Source organism: Stenotrophomonas sp. 78350_Sma (assembly GCF_056482105.1).
Genome location: NZ_CM151182.1, coordinates 3,646,790 through 3,666,172, shown reverse-complemented (window position 1 = coordinate 3,666,172; position 19,383 = coordinate 3,646,790). Strand labels below are relative to the sequence as shown.

At 67.3% G+C, this 19,383-nt stretch carries 15 protein-coding genes; 7 read left to right on the top strand and 8 right to left on the bottom strand.

Translation table 11 applies throughout. The features are described 5' to 3' along the window. Positions 1–105 precede the first annotated feature (105 nt). Positions 106–1,479, bottom strand: coding sequence for a sigma-54-dependent transcriptional regulator (locus tag ACZK4H_RS16980; RefSeq protein ID WP_005410795.1), 1,374 nt, complete (start codon positions 1,477–1,479; stop codon positions 106–108). A 60-nt stretch (positions 1,480–1,539) separates the two neighbouring features. Beyond that, positions 1,540–3,153, bottom strand: a complete 1,614-nt coding sequence (locus ACZK4H_RS16975; protein WP_099553729.1) for a sensor histidine kinase — start codon at positions 3,151–3,153, stop codon at positions 1,540–1,542. A gap of 357 nt (positions 3,154–3,510) precedes the next feature. Between ACZK4H_RS16975 and sucC the strand changes: the two genes are divergently transcribed. The 3 genes from sucC (at position 3,511) to ACZK4H_RS16960 (ending at position 7,392) form a co-directional block, all read left to right on the top strand. Next, entirely contained in the window at positions 3,511–4,680 is a 1,170-nt protein-coding gene (gene sucC / locus ACZK4H_RS16970) for an ADP-forming succinate--CoA ligase subunit beta (RefSeq protein ID WP_004154430.1), read from the top strand. A gap of 21 nt (positions 4,681–4,701) precedes the next feature. Next, a complete protein-coding gene (gene sucD / locus ACZK4H_RS16965) occupies positions 4,702–5,577 on the top strand; it encodes a succinate--CoA ligase subunit alpha (protein WP_005410793.1) in 876 nt (291 codons plus the stop codon). A gap of 180 nt (positions 5,578–5,757) precedes the next feature. Next, positions 5,758–7,392, top strand: coding sequence for an NAD+ synthase (locus ACZK4H_RS16960; protein ID WP_099553727.1), 1,635 nt, complete (start codon positions 5,758–5,760; stop codon positions 7,390–7,392). Between the two features lie 73 nt (positions 7,393–7,465). On the opposite strand, the gene ACZK4H_RS16955 is transcribed toward ACZK4H_RS16960, so the two are convergent. Then, entirely contained in the window at positions 7,466–8,656 is a 1,191-nt protein-coding gene (locus tag ACZK4H_RS16955; RefSeq protein ID WP_099553725.1) for a lipase family protein, read from the bottom strand. 195 nt (positions 8,657–8,851) lie between these two features. Further along, a complete protein-coding gene (locus tag ACZK4H_RS16950) occupies positions 8,852–9,739 on the bottom strand; it encodes an outer membrane protein assembly factor BamD (RefSeq protein WP_024956778.1) in 888 nt (295 codons plus the stop codon). A gap of 113 nt (positions 9,740–9,852) precedes the next feature. Between ACZK4H_RS16950 and rluD the strand changes: the two genes are divergently transcribed. From rluD to ACZK4H_RS16930, 4 genes are read left to right on the top strand one after another with little or no spacing between them, the layout of a single operon-like run. Then, a complete protein-coding gene (gene rluD / locus ACZK4H_RS16945; protein WP_019660164.1) occupies positions 9,853–10,842 on the top strand; it encodes a 23S rRNA pseudouridine(1911/1915/1917) synthase RluD in 990 nt (329 codons plus the stop codon). Beyond that, positions 10,842–11,612, top strand: a complete 771-nt coding sequence (gene pgeF, locus ACZK4H_RS16940; RefSeq protein ID WP_099553722.1) for a peptidoglycan editing factor PgeF — start codon at positions 10,842–10,844, stop codon at positions 11,610–11,612. Before rluD ends, pgeF begins: the two co-directional genes overlap by 1 nt. Before the next feature lie 20 nt (positions 11,613–11,632). After that, a complete protein-coding gene (locus ACZK4H_RS16935; protein ID WP_099553720.1) occupies positions 11,633–12,139 on the top strand; it encodes a DUF4166 domain-containing protein in 507 nt (168 codons plus the stop codon). After that, complete coding sequence (locus tag ACZK4H_RS16930; protein WP_099553718.1) at positions 12,114–12,551, top strand: thiol-disulfide oxidoreductase DCC family protein; 438 nt, start codon at positions 12,114–12,116, stop codon at positions 12,549–12,551. The genes ACZK4H_RS16935 and ACZK4H_RS16930 overlap by 26 nt, the downstream gene beginning before the upstream one ends. Positions 12,552–12,622: 71 nt before the next feature. Here the strand turns inward: ACZK4H_RS16930 and otsA are convergent, their stop codons facing one another. The 4 genes from otsA to ACZK4H_RS16910 form a co-directional block, all read right to left on the bottom strand. Continuing rightward, a complete protein-coding gene (gene otsA / locus ACZK4H_RS16925) occupies positions 12,623–13,987 on the bottom strand; it encodes an alpha,alpha-trehalose-phosphate synthase (UDP-forming) (RefSeq protein WP_099553716.1) in 1,365 nt (454 codons plus the stop codon). Then, on the bottom strand, positions 13,984–15,765 hold the full coding sequence (locus ACZK4H_RS16920) for a glycoside hydrolase family 15 protein (protein ID WP_099553805.1): 1,782 nt from the start codon (positions 15,763–15,765) through the stop codon (positions 13,984–13,986). Before ACZK4H_RS16920 ends, otsA begins: the two co-directional genes overlap by 4 nt. A gap of 40 nt (positions 15,766–15,805) precedes the next feature. Beyond that, positions 15,806–16,564, bottom strand: coding sequence for a trehalose-phosphatase (otsB, locus tag ACZK4H_RS16915; RefSeq protein WP_099553714.1), 759 nt, complete (start codon positions 16,562–16,564; stop codon positions 15,806–15,808). Positions 16,565–16,739: 175 nt separating this feature from the next. Continuing rightward, entirely contained in the window at positions 16,740–19,175 is a 2,436-nt protein-coding gene (locus tag ACZK4H_RS16910) for a TonB-dependent receptor plug domain-containing protein (RefSeq protein WP_099553712.1), read from the bottom strand. Positions 19,176–19,383 lie beyond the last annotated feature (208 nt).

Here is a 19,383-nt window from a genome sequence, read left to right as displayed (position 1 = left end):
CCAGCGGCCGGCACTACCACGGTGGTGGGTAGATCCACGCCATGCGTGGATGGCGCGGCGGCGCAACGCCAACCAGGGTTGGCGCCTACCAGGGCCGTTCGGCCCTTACTCCATCCCCAGCTTCTTCAGCTTGTAGCGCAGCGCACGGAAGGTGATGCCCAGCTGCGCGGCGGTACGGGTCTTGTTCCAGCGGTTCTCTTCCAGCGCACGCTGGATGGCGCTGCGCTCGAGCTGCTCGATGTAGGAGGGCAGGGCAGCGCTGCCCGGCTGCAGGTCGGCCACCGCTTCGGCGGGCGCGGCACTGCCGGGTGCACGCGGCGCGTGCTGCGGCAGGCGCAGGTCATCGGCGCCGATGCAGTCTTCCTCGGCCAGGGCCAGCGCACGCTCCAGGATGTTTTCCAGCTCGCGCACATTGCCCGGGAACGCGTACTGCGCCAGTGCTTCCAGCGCCGACGGCGCCAGCAGCGGGGTGGCGCGGCCGTGGCTGCGGGCCAATCGGGCCAGCACGGCCGCGGCCAGTTCGGGCAGGTCCTGGCGGCGCTCGCGCAGCGGCGGCACCTTCAGTTCGATCACGTTGATGCGGTAGTACAGGTCGTGGCGGAAGCGCCCGTCCTCGACCAGCTCGGCCAGATCCTTGTGGGTGGCCGAGAGAATGCGGACATCCACCGGCTCCTCGTTGGCCGCGCCCACCGCGCGCACCGACTTTTCCTGGATCGCGCGCAGCAGCTTCACCTGCATCTGCAGTGGCAGTTCAGCCACTTCGTCCAGGAACAGGGTGCCGCCATGCGCAGCCTGGAACAGGCCGGGCTTGTCGGCGTGCGCGCCGCTGAAACTGCCCTTGCGATGGCCGAAGAATTCGCTCTCCATCAGCTCGCCGGGAATGGCGCCGCAGTTGACCGGCACGAACGGGCCGGCCGCGCGCGCGCCCTGGGCATGGATGGTGCGTGCGACCAGCTCCTTGCCGACGCCCGACTCGCCGAGGATGTAGACCGGCGCCTGGCTGCGCGCGACCTTGCCGATGGTGGTGCGCAGCACATCCATGGCCTGTGAGTGGCCAAGCAGGCGCCCGCCCTGTTCGGCGTTGGGGCCCGGTGCCGGGCGCTCGGCGTTGTTGAGTTCCAGCGCGTGCTTGACCAGTCCGCGCAGCACCGAGATGTCCACCGGCTTGCTGACGAAATCGAACGCGCCGGCCTTCAGCGCCTCCACGGCCAGATCCATGCTGCCGAATGCGGTGATCATCGCGACCGGCGTGCGCGGGTAGTGCTGGGCGATCTCGCTGACCAGCTCGATACCGTTGCCATCCGGCAGGCGCATGTCGGTGATGCACAGGTCGTACGGATTGCTGGCCAGCAGCTCACGTGCCTCGGCCAGGTTGGCGGCGGTACTGATGCGCAGCCCCATGCGGCCGAGGGTCAGCACCAGCAGTTCGCGGATGTCGCGTTCGTCGTCGACGACGAGGGCGCTGCGGGTTTCATTCATGGGCGTGAAAGATAAACGAGGGGGCTGGAAGCGACAAATGTTTGACGCACAGAATGGGAATCAGCTGGGCAGCAGCGTATGTGGACCGGGCAGCACCAGGCGGAAGCAGGAGCCACCGGCGGGTACCGCGATGTAGTCCAGGCGGGCCTGGTTGGCCCTGCACAGCTCGCGCGCGATGTACAGGCCCAGTCCGGTGCCATGCTCGGACGTGGTGAAGAAGGGCCGGAACAGCTGCGCGGCCACGCTCTCGGGGATACCCGGGCCGCGGTCCATCACATCGATCACCGCGCTGCGTTCGTGCTGGGCCACGCGCAGCCGCACCCGTGCCGGTTGCTGGCCGATGCGGCCGTACTTCAGCGCGTTGTGCACCAGCACGGTCAGCACCTGGTAGAGATGCTTGGTGTCGACCTGGGCCATCACCGAAGTGTCGCTGATGATCGGTTCGATGCTGTCGGTCTCCAGGGTCTGGCCCTGCTTGTACTCCAGCACGAAGCGGCGCACGAAGGCGACCAGGTCCACGTTCTCGGGCGTGGCACGCTCGCGCCGGGCCAGGCCCAGCACGCTTTCGACGATGCCGTTGGTGCGCTGGCACTGCTGGCGGATGATCTGCAGCAGGCGGCGGTCGCTCTCGTTGAAGCCGGTACCTTCCTCGAGCAGCTGCACCGCATAGTTGATCGCCGCCAGCGGGTTGCGGATCTCGTGGGCGAGGCTGGCCGAGAAGCGGCCCATGGCAGAAAGGGTGAGCGATTCGGCGCGGCGCGAGACCACGCTGGAATCGTCCAGGAACACCAGGGCCAGCTCGCTGCCGGCCAGCAGGCGGGCGAAGCGCGGCTGCACTTCCGGCTGGTCGGGGTTGAGCTGCAGCGGCAGTTCGTCCTGTGCCCAGCCATTGCGCCAGCGCTGCAGCCGGCGCGCCAGTTCCGGTGCGGCGCTGGCCAGGTCCAGGCGTCCACTTTCGCCGTTGCCGTCGTTGTCGCCCAGCAGCATCGAGGCGGCTTCGTTGGCCAGGGTGATGCGGTTGTCGGCGTCCACCACCAGCACGCCGGTGCGCATGCGGCGGATGATCAGTTCGTTGATCTGGAACAGGTTGGCCACTTCGTCGCCGCGCTGGTTGGCCAGTTGCTGGTTGCGGCGGGCGCGGTTGCCTACCTGGTAGCTGATGAAGGCCAGTGCCAGGTAGCTGGTGGCGAACATCGCCAGTTCGGCCAGGGTGCGGGTAGGGTCGCCGCCTTCCAGCAGCTTCCAGGTGTACTCGACGCCGGTGGCCAGGCTGGCGGCCAGCGCCAGGCCCAGCCCCAGGCTGAGCGGCAGCAGGGTGGCGGCGGCGGCGATGTTGAACAGCAGCGACATCGAGATGCCGGCACTGGCGCCGGGCAGGGCGTGCGACAGCAGGGTGGCGGCCACGATATCCACCAGCACGCCGCTGACCACGATCGGACGCAGCCAGCGTTCGTTGCGGCCGAGTGCCAGGGCCAGCAGCGACAGGGCCAGGTAGATGACCGCAACGACGTCGGCCAGCCGCGGGTGATGGGCTTCGCCGACCATGGCCGACAAGGGGCTGTAGAGCAGGGCGGCAATGACCGTAGCGATCAGCACCCGGTACAGCGCGAAGAAATACAGTTCACGCCGCGGAATCGATTCGATGCGGTCGATCAATGAAGCACTGGGTGACACGCCGGAACTCCCCTTCTGGCTGCCTGGGTCTGGATTCTGCGGCGGGCCTGGCCGGCGCCCCCTGAAGCCGGGCCGGCACGTCGCGTTTGCGAAGGGCAGTATAGGGCCCCCGGCCGGGTGCCGCCGAAGTGACCCGGATCGCGCATTTGGCCCGGTGCGGACACCGGTGGCCAGCCCCGGCCCGGGCGCAACTGCCTGAATGGCGGTGGAAATCTGCCCGCGCCTGGCGTTTTGTACAGACTTCTTTGCGCCCCGGCGCTGGCTCGGCCACAATAGTGGGCCCGCCGCGGTCCATGCCGGCGCCCCGCCGGGGCCCTGAGGAATTGCGTGCGGTCGTTCCTATTCCCACGGTGACGCATGAATTTCCACGAATACCAGTCAAAACAACTGCTTGCCGAGTACGGCATCCCGGTCCCGGCCGGCAAGGTCGCTGCGACCCCGGACGAAGCGGTTGCCGCTGCCAACTCCCTGGGCCAGGGCCCCTGGATGGTCAAGGCGCAGATCCACGCTGGCGGCCGCGGCAAGGCTGGCGGCGTCAAGTTCTGCAAGACCACCGACGACGTGAAGGCCGCTGCGGCCAAGATGCTCGGCACCAAGATGGCCACCTACCAGACCGCAGGCGTTGAACTGCCGGTCAACCTGGTGCTGGTGACCACCGCCGGCGAGATCGTCAAGGAACTGTACCTGTCGGTGCTGGTCGACCGTGGCACCAAGACCATCACCTACATCGCCTCTTCGGAAGGCGGCGTGGAGATCGAGCAGGTCGCTGCTGAAACCCCGGAGCTGATCCACTCGCTGAACGTCGACTTCGTCGAAGGCGTGCAGGGTTACCACGGCCGTGATTTCGGCTTCAAGCTGGGCCTGACCGCCAAGCAGGCCGGCCAGTTCGCCAGCATCATGGTGAACCTGTACCGCCTGTTCAACGAAAAGGACCTGGCGCTGGTTGAAATCAACCCGCTGGCCATCCTGGACGACGGCAACCTGTACGCGCTGGACGGCAAGTTCGACAGCGACGACAACGCCGCGTTCCGCCAGAAGGCCCTGGTCGCCATGCGCGACAAGACCCAGGAAGATCCGACCGAAGTGATCGCTTCGGAGCTGGACATCAACTACGTCACCATGGACGGCAACATCGGCTGCATGGTGAACGGCGCCGGCCTGGCCATGGCCACCATGGACGTCATCAAGCTCAACGGCGGCGAGCCGGCGAACTTCCTGGACGTGGGCGGCGGTGCGAACAAGCAGCGCGTCATCGAAGCCTTCAAGCTGATCCTGTCCTCGGACAAGGTCGAAGGCATCTTCGTCAACATCTTCGGCGGCATCGTCCGCTGCGACATGATTGCCGAAGGCATCATCGCCGCCGTGAAGGAAGTGGGCGTCAAGGTTCCGGTCGTGGTGCGCCTGGAAGGCACCAACGTGGAAGAAGGCAAGCAGCTGCTGCGTGACAGCGGCATGGCCATCATCCCGGCTGACAACATCAACGATGGCGCCAAGAAGATCGTTGAAGCTGTCAAGAACGCCGCCTGATACCGACACCAAGGAATTCCAATGTCTGTTTTGATCAACAAGAACACCAAGGTGATCGTGCAGGGCTTCACCGGCCAGCAGGGCACCTTCCACGCCACTCAGATGATCGAGTACGGCACCCAGGTTGTCGGCGGCGTGACCCCGGGCAAGGGTGGCACCACCCATATCGACCTGCCGGTCTTCAACACCGTTGCCGACGCCGTGCAGAGCACCGGCGCCAACGCTTCGGTCATCTACGTGCCGCCGCCGTACGCGGCTGACGCGATCCTGGAAGCCGCTGCTGCCGGCATCAAGGTCATCGTCTGCATCACCGAAGGCATCCCGGTGCTGGACATGCTGCGCGTCAAGAACGTGCTGACCCGCTCGCATCCGGACACCGTGCTGATCGGGCCGAACTGCCCGGGCGTCATCACCCCGGGTGAGTGCAAGATCGGCATCATGCCGGGCCACATCCACCAGCCGGGCAAGATCGGCATCGTGTCGCGTTCGGGCACCCTGACCTATGAAGCGGTCAAGCAGACCACCGAAGTCGGTCTGGGCCAGTCCACCTGCATCGGCATCGGTGGTGACCCGATCAACGGCCTGAACTTCGTCGACTGCCTGAAGCTGTTCAACGAAGACCCGCAGACCGAAGGCATCATCATGGTTGGCGAAATCGGCGGTGACGCGGAAGAAGCCGGCGCCGAGTACATCAAGAACCACGTGAAGAAGCCGGTCGTCGGCTTCATCGCCGGTGCGTCGGCTCCGGCCGGCAAGCGCATGGGCCACGCCGGTGCGATCGCCTCGGGCGGCAAGGGCACTGCAGAAGGCAAGTTCGCTGCAATGGAAGCCGCTGGCGTTGTGACCGTGCGTTCGCCGGGCGACCTGGGCGCTGCCATCGCCAAGCTGGTGAAATAAGATCGACTGCCTCCGGCAGACGATGCTGTAGAGCCGGCCGCTGGCCGGCTGCTTGAAACAGAAAGGCCGCCTCCGGGCGGCCTTTCTGCGTGTGGGATGGGGTCAGATCCCTTTTGCTTCGCAAAAGGGATCTGACCCGGGCGTTACAATGGGCGCATTGCAACCACAGGCTGGACCCCCATGGCTTCGATCCGCATCGCGATGGCGCAGTTCGACTTCCCGGTCGGCGATGTCGCCGGCAACACCGAGCGCATCATCGAGATGATCGGCCAGGCGCGCGATGAGTACGGCGCCGAGCTGGTGATGTTCCCCGAGCTGGCGGTGAGCGGCTATCCGCCGGAAGACCTGCTGCTGCGCCCGGGCTTCCTGTACGAGTGCGAGCATGCAATGACGCGCATCGCCGCAGCCTGCCGCGGCATCACCGCGGTGGTCGGCTGGCCGCAGGCGGCCGGCGCGGTGGTCTACAACGCCGCCAGCGTGCTGCGCGATGGCCTGGTGGAGCAGACCTACCGCAAGCGCGAGCTGCCCAACTACGCGGTGTTCGATGAGCGTCGCTACTTCGATGTCGATCCGGATGGCGGCAGCTGCGTGTTCGAGGTCAATGGCGTGCCGGTTGGCCTGCTGATCTGCGAGGACCTGTGGTTCGCCGAGCCGCTGGCCGACACGGTGCGCGCCGGCGCGCAGCTGGTGGTGGTGCCGAATGCGTCGCCGTACGAGCGGGGCAAGCATGCCCAGCGCGATGCGGTGCTGGCTGCACGCACCCGTGAGAGTGGGGCGGCGATCGCCTACCTCAACGTGGTCGGTGGCCAGGATGCGCTGGTGTTCGATGGCGCCTCGGTGGTGGCCGATGGTGACGGTACCGTGCACCCGGCTGCTGCCGCCTTCGTCGACCAGTGGCTGGTGGTGGAGTACGACGGTGAAACCCGCCGCTTCATGCCGCACGTGTGGATGGACGATGGCGACGAGAGCATGGACGCGCTGGCATGGCGCGCTGTCACCCGTGGCATCCAGGACTACTGCCGCAAGAACGGCTTCAGGAAGGTGTGGCTGGGCCTCTCCGGTGGCATCGATTCGGCGCTGGTACTGGCCATGGCGGTGGACGCGATGGGCGCCGAGAACGTCACCGCGGTGCGCCTGCCGTCGCGCTACACCGCAGGCCTGTCCAACGACCTGGCCGCCGAGCAATGCCAGGCACTGGGCGTGAAGCTGGAGGCGGTCTCGATCGAGCCGGCGTTCAAGGGCCTGATGGAATCGCTGGCACCGATATTCGAGGGCACCACCCCGGACGTGACCGAGGAGAACCTGCAGTCGCGCAGCCGTGGCGTGATCCTGATGGCACTGGCCAACAAGTTCGGCGGCCTGTTGCTGACCACCGGCAACAAGAGCGAGTACGCGGTGGGCTACGCCACCATCTACGGCGACATGTGTGGTGGCTATGCGCCGTTGAAGGACCTGTACAAGACCGAGGTGTTCGGGCTGTCCAAGTGGCGCAACACCGTGGGCGGGGCGCCGGTGATCCCGCCGGCGGTGATCAGCCGCCCGCCGTCGGCCGAACTGCGCGAGAACCAGCTGGACCAGGACTCGCTGCCGGCCTACGACGTGCTTGACGGCATCCTGTACCGCTACATCGACCAGGAGCAGTCGCGCACGGAGATCGTTGCCGCCGGTTACGACGCGGCCGTGGTTGACCGCGTGCTGCGCCTGGTGCGCATCAGCGAATGGAAGCGGCACCAGGCCGCGCCCGGCCCGAAGGTGTCGCGCCGGGCATTCGGCCGCGAACGTCGCTACCCGATCAGCAACGGCTACAAGGGCTGAGGCAGCGGTTGGCGGGTAGTGCCGGCCGCTGGCCGGCAACCCGACGTAGCGTGCATCCCCGCATGGCGTGGTTCTACGGGACGTCGCCCATCAGCTGTTCGAGTGTGGCGGTTTCGGTGGCTTCGTCGAACTGGCTGTCCCCCAGCCGGGCTCGCACAAACGCCAGGCCATCGGCCGCCGCCGCATCCAGCGTGCCACGGTGGTCAACCGGGTACTGGCGGAACGCTACCGGTTCGCCGCGCAGTGCGAGGCCGGCGGCGTACAGCAGGGTGGTCAGATAGGGCACATCCTGGTCGCGGGTGCCGTGGGCCAGCATCAGCGGTTGGGTGAACCCCTGGCGTGGCACGCCAAGGTAGTCGTGCAACAGCGCCCAGATGCCCGGTACCGAGGTCAACGGCGCGCTGAACATCTCGCCGGTGACCGCACCCTCCAGCTGCGCCGCCAGGTCGGTCAGGCAGTGCTGTCGGGCCAGGGCGATGCGCGCACGCCCCTGTGCGCTCAGCACGCGGTCGATCTGCGGTGCCACCTGCAGCAATCCATCAAGCAGATAGGCATGGTAGGCATTGACCGCGCCCGGGTTGGCGGTGCGGCTGTCGGGGCGCATCACCAGTGCGGTCATCTCCACGGCCGTGGGCGTGCCTGCAGTGAAGCTGCCCTTGTACTGCAGGCCGGGGCCGGAATAGGTGGCAGCCTGGTGGCCGGCGCTGAGCGCCGCGGCACCACCCTGCGAGTAGCCTACCGAGACCCAGCGAGGTGAAAGACGACCGCCCAGGAACTGGTGGCTGGCCTTGACCATGTCGATGCTGTTGCGTGCGGCGGTGCGCACATGAAGGTAGGCGTGGCTGCCTGGGCTGCCCAGGCCCTGGTAGTCGGCCGCGGCGACGGCATAGCCCTGGGCGAGGAAGGTGTCCAGGAAGCGCCCATCGCGTTCGGCGTGGGTCGGGCCAGAATGGGAAGGGGCGCAGTGATCGGCGATGCCCTGGGTGCCATGCGCCCAGGAAACGACCGGCCAGCCGCCCGTCGGTGCCGTGCCTGCAGGCAGGTACAGCAGGCCGGTGCCCTGCGCCAGTCGGCCGTGATGATCGGGAGTGCGGTAGCTGAGCAGATACGCCTGGGAGGCCTTTGACGGCACCCAGGCGGCACGATAGGGCGCTGCGGTGATCAGCTCCCCCGGCTCTGCGGCCTGGGCGGCGGTGGACAGGCCCAGCAGGGCACTGGCGAAGGCGGCCAGCAACGGGCGGGCGCGGGAAACGGATGGGGACATGTGGACTCCAGACAGGCGGAAATGGCCGTGCGCCGGAGTGTGGAGGGCGTTGCCCGTGCGGTCTGGGAACGGCATCGCAACGGCAGGGAATTCGTAGTATTCCTAGCGCCAGTGCGCGGCTGCCTTGGGCGCGCGAACCATCCACGCATGGCGTGGATCTGCCAACAAGGAAAGGGCCCCTTTCGGGGCCCTCTCTTATTTCTTTTCCAGTCGCGCGTTGCGCTGGCCGGTGCTGGCGGACTTTTCACCAGCGAACGGGTTCAGCTTGCGGATCATCCACGGGTACTTCGGCCACTTGCCTTCCAGCCACGGGTGGTCCGGCTGGTTCAGCTGCAGGACGCGGCGGGCGTCGTCGGCCAGGGTCTTGTTGCCCAGGTGGGTGTAGGAATCGGCCAGGACGGCGACGGCGTCGTACTGGAACGCGCTCTGCGGATAGGTTTCCAGCAGGTAGTTGGCGCGGCCGGCGGCCGAGACCCAGGCGCCGCGGCGCATGTAGTACAGGGCGTTGTCCAGCTCATGCTGGGCGAACACGTCACGCAGCTCCAGCATGCGCTGGCGCGCATCTGCGGCGTAGCGGCTGTTCGGGTAGCGGTCGACCACGATGTTGAAGTCCGAATACGCCTGGTGCGGCGTGGACAGGTCGCGGCGGCTGGCGTCCAACGACCATACGCGGCGCAGGAAAACCGTACTGCGGTTGGAGTTGGCCAGGCCGCGCAGGTAGTACAGGTACGCGATGTTGCGGTGGGTCGGGTAGGTACGGATGAAGCGGTCGATGCTGGACACCGCATCGTCGTGCTTGCCGGCCTTGTACTGCGCGTAGGCGGTTTCGATCATCGCCTGTTCGGTATACGGGCCGTACGGATACTGGGCCACGAGGCGGCGGAAGCTGGTTTCAGCCCCGCTCCAGTTGCCACCCTGCATCAGCTTGTGGCTCTTCTCGTACAACTGTTCGACCGGCGTCCCTTCATCGGGGCGATCGCCCTTCTTGGCGCCACGGTGGCAGCCGGTGGCGGCGATGACCAGCACCAGCAGCAGGGCGGTGAGGCGGACGGGCGCGGAGAGCATGGAGGAGCGTCGGATCATGAGGTCGAGGCGGGACGCGGCTGGAATACGAAGGGTCGATGATAGCCTAGTGTCCTGTCCAGCGACTGAAACCGGCCGCCGGGACCCCAAAATTTCAAAGAATGCCCCCTGCCATGTCTGAACAACCCTCTGAATCGGCCCGCCAGGCCATCGTCCCCGACACCGCTGCCGGCCGCCGTTTCGACGCCGTGGTGGCCGAACTGTTCCCCGAATACTCGCGGTCGCGCCTGACCGAGTGGATCAAGGCCGGTGAGGTCCTGCTGGACGGCGCCCAGGTGCGCCCGCGCGATCCGCTGCGCGGCGGCGAGGTGGTGACCCTCAACGTGGTGCTGGAAACCCAGACCGATGCCCAGCCGGAGGACATCCCGCTGGACGTGCTGTTCGAGGACGAGCACCTGCTGGTGATCAACAAGCCGGTCGGCCTGGTGGTGCACCCGGGCGCGGGCAATCACAGCGGCACCCTGGTCAATGCCCTGCTGTTCCGCGATCCGTCGGTGGCGGTGCTGCCGCGCGCGGGCATCGTGCACCGCCTGGACAAGGACACCAGCGGCGTGATGGTGGTGGCCAAGACCCTGGAAGCGCAGACCGCGCTGGTCGAGCAGCTGGCCGCGCGCGACGTGCACCGCCAGTACCTTGCCATCGTGATGGGCGCGCTGGTGGCCGGCGGTACCGCCGATGCCCCGATCGACCGCCATCCGCGCGACCGCCTGAAGATGGCGGTGCGCGAGGACGGCAAGGAGGCGATCACCCATTACCGACTGCGCGAGCGCTTCCGTGCGCACACCGCGCTGGAGTGCCGCCTGGAAACCGGGCGTACCCACCAGATCCGCGTGCACATGGCGCATGTGCGCCATCCGATCATCGGTGACCCGCTGTACGGCGGTGCGCTGAAGCTTCCCAAGGGTGCCAGCGATGAGCTGGTGGCCGCGCTGCGTGGCTTCAAGCGCCAGGCCCTGCATGCCGAGACCCTGGAGTTCACGCACCCGATCACCGGTGAGCCGGTGCGCAACACCGCGCCGGTGCCGGAGGACATGCTGCACCTGATGAAGGTGCTGCGCGAAGACAGCGAAGCCTTCGCTGCGCGCGAGCGGGACCGCTGGTAATGGACGCCGCGCTGCCGCTGCTGTGGGCCGATTGGCCGGCGCCTGCCGGCGTCCATGCGCTGATTACGCGCCGGCATGGCGCGGGCATCTCGCCGGCGCCGTTCGCGCAGTTCAACCTGGGCAACCGGCACGCGGCCGATGGTGATGCCCCGGCCAACGTCGAGCACAACCGCCAGCTGCTGCAGCAGGGGCTGGCGTTGCCCTCGGCACCGCACTGGCTGCGCCAGGTACACAGCAGCACCGTGCTGCGCTTCAACGCGCCGCCGGTGCCGGGTGCCGCCGAGCCGGTGGCCGACGCCGCGGTGACCTCGGTGCCCGGCGTGGTGCTGGCGATCCTGACCGCCGACTGCCTGCCGGTGGTGTTCGCCGCCGCCGATGGCAGCGAAGTGGGCGCGGCGCATGCCGGCTGGCGTGGCCTGGCCGACGGCATGCTGGAGGCCACCGTGGCCGCCATGCAGACGCCGCCCGGGCAGTTGCGCGCATGGCTGGGGCCGGCTGCCGGGCCGGCCGATTACGAGATCGGTGAAGAGGTCTACCACGCCTTCGTCGGACACGATCCGGCTGCCGGGGTGGCCTTCGTGGCGACCCGCGCCGGGCACTGGAAGGTGGATCTGTTCGCGCTGGCGCGGCAGCGCCTGCAGGCCGCGGGCATGGACCCGGCGCAGGTATACGGCGGCACGGTCTCGACCATGGCCGATCCGGACATGTACTCGCACCGGCGCGATCGTCGCACCGGGCGCATGGCGACGCTGGCCTGGATCGCACCCTGAGGACGCCCCTGTTCGCACGGGTGCTGGGGCCGGCCTTCGCCACCCTGGCCGCCCCGGTGCAGGCGCTGCATGCCGCGCCGTTGCCCTGCCGTTATGCAGGGCAGGCGCGGATTGTGCGGGGACGGCATTGGCTGGTGCCGCTGCTGGCCGCAGTGGCACGGTTGCCGAAGAGCGGCGACGCGCTGCCGACCGAGGTAGCGTTCAGCGCGCACGGGCAGGGCGAACAATGGGCGCGACGCTTCGGACGCTGGCCGATGGCGTCGCGGTTGTGGGAGCACGAAGGGCATCTGCACGAGCAGCTGGGTGCGGTGCGTTTCGCGTTCGACCTGCAGGCCCGCGACGGCGGCATCGACTGGTCGGTGCGGCGGGTCTGGGCGTTCGGGTTGCTGCCGCTGCCGACGCGCTGGTTTGGCGGTGTGCGTTGCCGCGAAGCCTGGCAGGGACAGCGTTACACTTTCCTGGTCGATGTGACCTTGCCCTGGGCCGGAGCCCTGATCCGCTATGAAGGCTGGCTCGAACCGCAGTGAGGTTGTCACCGAGACCGGCCGCGCAGTGATCGTGTTCGATGGCGTGTGCGCGCTGTGCAATCGATGGGTGCGCTTCCTGCTGCGTTTCGACCGCAAGGGGCGCTACCGCTTCGCCGCGATGCAGGGCACACAGGGCGGCGCGCTGCTGCGCGCGCACGGGCTGGATCCGCAGGACCCGGCGTCGTTCCTGCTGCTGGACGCACAGGGCGCGTGGACCGATACCGATGCGATCCTGCGCGTACTGGCGGGGCTGGGCGGTGCCTGGCGCCTGAGCGGCGTGCTGCGCGTGCTGCCGCGCAGCTGGCGGGACGCGGCGTATCGCGTGCTGGCGCGTAACCGCTACCGCTGGTTCGGGCGGCATGATGCCTGTTACCTGCCCGCACCGGAGCAGGCCGCGCGGTTCCTGGATTGAAGAAAAAAGGGGACGGAGGGGATTAAGTCGCTTGTGCACAAACGACTTAATCCCCTCCGTCCCCTTTTTCCTCAGCCTTCCAAAGCGGCCAGATAGCTGCGCCGCCAGTGGTTGATGTCGTAGGTGCGCAGGTGCTCCATCATCGCGTGCCAGCGTTCCTTGCGCCTGCGCAGCGACATCGTCGCGGCCGTGGCGATGGCATCGGCCACGCCGTCCAGATCGTGCGGGTTCACCAGCAGCGCCTGCTTCAGTTCGTCGGCGGCGCCGGCCAGCAGCGACAACACCAAGACGCCGGGATCTTCCGGGTCCTGCGAGGCCACGTATTCCTTGGCCACCAGGTTCATGCCATCACGCAGCGGGGTCACCAGTCCCACTGCCGCCGCCCGGTAGAAGCCGGTGAGGGTGGCGTGGGTGAAGTTCTGGTTGACGTAGCGCAGCGGTGTCCAGTCCGGCTCGGCGTGGCCACCGTTGATGTGGCCGGCGATCTGTTCCAGTTGGCTGCGCAGTTGCCGGTACTCGGTCACATCACCGCGCGAGACCGGGGCGATCTGCAGGTAGGTCAGCGAACCCCGCTGGTCGGGATGGCGCTCCAGATAGCGCTCGAAGCCAAGGAAGCGTTCGGGCAGGCCCTTGGAATAGTCCAGGCGGTCCACGCCGATCGCCAGCTGGCGGTCCCGCAGGCTGTTGCGCAGGTTCTTTACGGCGGCCTTGGTGGCGGCGGTGCCGGCCTGGCGTGCGATCAGCTCGGTGTCGATGCCGATCGGGAAGGCCGCCGCGCGGAAGCGGCGTCCACCTGGCGCTTCCAGTTCACCATTGTCGAGCACGCGGCCACCGCCAAACAGGCGCAGGTAGGTCTGGAAGCGATCGGCGTCGCGCTGGGTCTGGAAGCCGACCAGGTCATAGGCATACAGCGCCGAGAACAGCCGCAGGTGGTCGGGCATCGCCTGCAGCAGGTCGGCCGATGGCATCGGGATGTGCAGGAAGAAGCCGATGCGGCAGCCGATGCCCCGTTCGCGCAGCAGCGCACCGAGTGGAATCAGGTGGTAGTCGTGGATCCAGACGATGTCGTCCTCGCGCAGCAGCGGCGCGAGCTTGTCGGCGAACAGCGCGTTGACCTTGTGGTAGGTCTCGCGGGTGCCGCGGTCGTAGTCGACCAGGTCCAGGCGGAAGTGCAGCAGCGGCCACAGAGTGCGGTTGGCGAAGCCGTTGTAGTAACCATCGACTTCGCGCTTGCTCAGATCGAGGGTGACGAATTCGATGTCGCCGTCCTTCTGTGTGTGCAGCGTGCCGCTGCCGTCGCGCACGCTCTTGCCGCTCCAGCCGAACCACATGCCGCCACGTTCCTTCAACGCGGCCAGCAGGCCCACCGCCAGGCCACCGGCGCGGTTCTCGCCCGGCACGGCCACGCGGTTTGAAACCACGACCAGACGACTCACGATGCCTCCTGCCAGGACCGCGACAGGCGCATCGCGGCGGTGATCAGGCCGACGTGCGAATAGGTCTGCGGGAAATTGCCCCAGGCCTCGCCGCTGTCGAAGGCCAGATCCTCCGACAGCAGGCCCAGGTGGTTGCGCTGCTTCAGCAGCAGCTCGAACATCCCGCGTGCTTCGTCCATGCGCCCGATCGCTGCCAGCGCGTCGATGTACCAGAAGGTGCAGATGGTGAAGCTGGTTTCCGGTTCGCCGAAGTCATCCGGTGCAACGTAGCGGTACAGCGAATTGCCATGCTTGAGGTCGCGGCCGATGGCATCCACGGTGGCGACAAAGCGCGCGTCCAGCGCGTCGATGAAGCCGATGTCGGCCAGCAGCAGCAACGAGGCATCCAGCCGATGGCCGCCGAAGGTGTCGGTGAAGTGGCCCAGCTCTTCGCTCCAGGATTCGGCCATGATGCGCGCGTGGATGGTGTCGGCGCGTTCGCGCCAGTAATGTGCGCGGTCGTCGCGCTTCAGGCGCACGGCAATCTTGCACAGGCGGTCGCAGGCGGCCCAGCACATCGCGCTGGTGTAGGTGTGCACTTCGGTGCGGCCGCGGAATTCCCACAGGCCGGCATCGGGTACGTCGTGCAGGGCGAACGCCTGTTCGCCCAAGGGTTCCAGACGGGCGAAGGTGTGTGCGTCGCCCGGGTCCTGCAGGCGCCGGTCGAAGAACAGCTGCGTGGACGCCAGCACCACGCTGCCGTAGACATCGTGCTGGCGCTGCACCCAGGCCAGGTTGCCGCGCCGTACCGGGCCCATGCCGCGATAGCCGGACAGGCTGGGTACTTCGTCTTCGTCCAGCTTGGCTTCGAAGCCGATGCCATACAGCGGCTGCAACGTGCCGTCGGTAGTGGCCAGGTTGAAAATGTAGCCGAGGAACTGCTCCATCGTGCGTGTTGCGCCGAGGCGGTTCAGCGCACGCACCACGAACGCCGCATCACGCAGCCAACAGTAACGGTAGTCCCAGTTGCGCACGCTGCCGGGGGCTTCCGGAATGGAGGTGGTCATTGCCGCGATGATCGCGCCGCTGTCCTCGTACTGGCACAACTTCAGGGTGATCGCACTGCGGATCACCGCGTCCTGCCATTCCAGCGGAATGGACAGGTAGCGCACCCACTCACGCCAGTAATCGCGGGTGCGCTGGAAGGCTTCCTGCACGTAGCCGCTGATGGAGCGGTTGAGCGATTCGTCCACGCCAAGGATCAGGTGGATGGGATGGTTGAGCACGAACGGCAGACCATCGCGCACGAAGCGCACCGGTACGTCGGTGGTCAGCCGCAGCACGTGCTCGGGCAGGATCCAGCGCACGTGGTTGCTGCCCCAGGTGGATTCCGGCACGCGCGCGCCCCAGTCGGCCAGCGGTCGCGCACGCACGGTGATGCGTGGGCTGCCGGCCAGTGGGCGGACCTGGCGGATCAGGCTGACCGGGCGGTAGAAGCGATCGTTCTGGCGCCAGCGGGGGGCGAAATCGAGGATTTCCAGTGCGCCGCCATGCGTGTCACGCAGCACGGTGCGCAGGATCGCGGTGTTGGTGAGGTACTCCTGCTCGCTGTCGGCAAAGTCCTCCAGCTCGATGGCGAAGTCGCCGCCGGTCTGCTGGTTGGGGCCGAGCAGGGCGCAGAAGGTGGGGTCGCCGTCGAAGGTGGGCAGGCAGCTCCAGACAACGCGGGCATGTTTGTCGACCAGGGCGCCGAAGCTGCCGTTGCCGACCACGCCCAGATCAAGATCGGGTTGGGTCATCACGCGGTACATCTCGGTTGCGGCCGTGGGGGTGGCCGGGTCAATAGGCATTCTCACGCAGCCAGGCGTGCACGCTGCGTATGTCGGGCAGTGCGAACACCGCCGCGCTGGGTTCCCGCTCGCCCACCAGTACGCTCCAGCCATGCTGGCCGTTGGCAGCATCGAAGCCGAATTCATCGGTGAGGTCATCGCCGATGAATACCGGCAGGCGGCCGCGGAAGGGCAGGTACTGCATCATCCTCCGCACTGCGCGGCCCTTGTCGGTGCCTACGGGGACGAACTCGACGACATGGTCGCCGGGTTGCAGGCGATAGCTGGTACGCCCGCGCACGTGCCGGTCAGCGAACGCGCGGACATCGCTGGCGGCGTGCGGGGCACCGCGCCAATGCAGGGCCAGACCGACGCCCTTGTCCTCCACCAGCACGCCCGGATGGCCATGGGCGAAGCGCATTGCCTGCTGGTGCAGCGCGTGCAGCCATTCGGCGGTGTCGTCGCCGTGCTCGTCGCGCAGTACGCGACCATCCTGGCCACGCAGTTCGTGGCCGTGAAGGCCGGCGGCAGGCAGTTGCAGGGGGGCGAACAGCTTGTCCAGCTGCTCAAGCGGGCGACCACTGACCAGTGCCACGGCACCTTCCAGGCGGTCGCTGATGCGGCCGATGGCTTCACGCACATCCGGCAGCAGCTGCACGGCATCCGGGCGTGCAGCAAATTCGATCAGGGTGCCATCGACATCGAGGAACAACGCACAGGCGTCGTCCAGCAAGGGCGGTGGCGGACGCAGGGGGAGCGGTTCAGCCATGACGCCCAGCTTGCCAGCGTGGGCGTGTACGTGGGGTCGAGGGCAGGCTACGAATCAGGGCAGTGCCGGCCGCTGGCCGGCAACTTCATGGTCCATGGATGCACCCTGAGGTTGCCGGCCAGCGGCCGGCACTACCGGGTCGTGCGGACCAACGGTCCGTACCTACCCGGAGCGATCAGAACGTATAGCGGACGCGACCGTAGTAGTACGCGCCGTTGCTGCCGATCGGCGACAGCACGTCATACGGCAGGTTGCCGAAGTAGTGGATATCGCTGTTGGATCGATCCGGGTAGTTGTCGGTCAGGTTCTGGCCGCCGATGGCCACGCTCCACTGCGGGGTGATGCGGTACTCCACTTCCGCATCCAGCTGCCACTCGGCCTGGTAGGTCTGGCGTGGAATGTAGCCGTCACCGAAGTTGAACACGCGGGTGGCACTGCCGTAGCGGTTCACGCGGGTGCTCAGCGACCAGTGATCGTTGCTCCATGCGGCGGAGAAGCTGCCACGCGTGCGCGGCGTGGCATCGGTGAGCGTGTTGGTCTCTTCGATGCCGAACAGCACGTAGTCCGGGTTCAGTGCGCGCAGCTGCGCCGGTGTGGCCAGCACGTTCTTCAGCGTGGTCTTGGTGTAGGCGTAGGTGCCGGTCAGCAGCAGCTGGCCATCGCCAAGCGACTGGCGCCAGTTGCTCACCAGTTCGGCGCCGCGGGTGCGAGTGTCGGCGGCGTTGACGAAGAAGCTGGCGCTCTGCAGGCCGGTGACGCCGTAGTTGGCGGCCACGTAGTCGGTCAGCGCATCACCGGTGATGCTCTCGGACAGCGCGATGCGATCGTCGATGTCGATCTGGAAGAAGTCCAGCGACAGGTCGAAATGCTCGCCGATGCGGCTGGTGAAGCCCAGCGAGGTGTTGAGCGACTTCTCCGGCTTCAGGTCACGGGCGCCGAGCCCACGCGCGATCGGATTGTTGACCGAGAGCAGGCGGCCCTGCACCAGCTGGCCGCCGGCGTTGTAGCCGGTGGAGGTGGATTCGTAACCGATCTGTGCCAGCGACGGCGCACGGAAATTGTTGGAGATGGCGCCGCGCAACGCGAACGCCGGGGTGAATTCGTAGCGCAGGCCGAGCTTGCCGGTCAGTTCACCGCCGAAATCGTCGTTGTGCTCGTAGCGCGCGGCCAGATCGGTGGAGAACTTTTCGCCGAATTGGCTGGACAGGCTGGCATAGGCGCTGGCCACATCGCGTGACAGGGTGGCTGCATCCTGTGGGGTCAGGCCGCCACCGGCCTGCGAACCGGTCGGGCGGTCGGTGAACGGGCCGGCGGCGTAGCTGGCCGGGTCACCGGGACGGGTCTGGTAGCGCTCGTGGCGCGCTTCCACGCCCAGGCCCAGAGTGTGGCTGATGCTCTCGCTCTGGGTGAACACGCGGCTCAGGTCGAGGTTGCCCACGGTCTGTGCATACTCGTAATCGGCGGTCTTGAAACGGGTCGGGCTGGTCGGGCCCAGCGACGCGTTGAGCGAATCACGCAGGCGGTAGGTGAAGTCGTTCTGGCCGTAATCCAGGCTGCCGTCGTAGCTCCATTCGCCCCACTGGCCGCGCACGCCGGCCACGGCCTGCACGTCGCGGTTCTCGCCTTCGGAGATCGGCCGGTAACCGTTCGGATAGACCTGCTTCCAGTTGGCGTCGCCGTCGGGGTAGCGGAAGTAGTTCGCACCCTCGGTGTCACGCTGGTTGAAGGTACCGAACGCGTAGAACGTCGAGGTCTGGCCGACCGGGATCTCGGTGTTCAGCCACAGGTTGATGTCCTTGCTCTTGCCATCGCCCAGCACGTAGTTGCGCTTGCCCTGCAGTGCCAGGTTGCCTGGGGTCTGGTCCCACGGCGGAATCTGGTCGAAGCCGGCGCGGTTGGTGCCGTTGCGGTGCTTGTATTCCAGGCCGACGCGCAGGAAGCCGCCGTCCTCGCCCAGCGAGGTGCCGACCTTGGCGCTGATGTTGCCGGTCTGGCCGTCGGTGAGGGTGCGGCCGATCGGCTTGAGGTCGGTGTGGTTGGCGCCGTAGCTGGCCTCGATCTCGCCACCGTCGCCGCCGTTGTCGAGGATCACGTTGATCACGCCGGCCACGGCGTCCGATCCGTACAGCGCGCCGGCGCCGTCGCGCAGCACTTCGATGCGCTTGATCGCGCTGACCGGGATCGAATTGAAATCGACCGGTGTGGTGCCCTTGCCGATCTTGCTGTCGGTGTTGACCAGCGCGGTGTGGTGGCGGCGCTTGCCATTGACCAGCACCAGCACCTGGTCCGGTGACAGGCCACGCAGCTGTGCCGCGCGCACATGGTCGGCACCGCCGGAGTTGGACTGGCGCGGGAAGTTGAACGACGGCAGCAGCGCCTGCAGCGCGCTGCCCAGTTCACCGTTGACCACGCCAGCCTTGCGGATGTCCTCGGCGGTGAGCACATCCACCGGCGAGGTGGATTCAAGCACGGTGCGGTCGGCGGCACGGGTGCCGGTGACGATCACGGTGTCCAGGTTGGTGGCGTCCTGGGCCAGGGCCGGGACGGCGGCGGAGGAAAGCGCGAGGGCGATGGCGAGGCCGAGCGGCGACGCGGGCAGGCGGGCGGACATGGGGGCTCCAGCAACAACGACGACGGGGAAGGGGGAGATAGTTTCACTTACATCCATCCGGATGAAGCGATATATTATCTTCGCGTGATGGCCGGTGCAGATGCAAGCCCCTGCCGGTCCGGCATGAGCTGATGCCCTGCTGGCATCAGCACGCCGGGCCGGTGGCGCTGTACGCTGCCGGCTCGCCCTGTCCCCCTTCCCCGGAGCT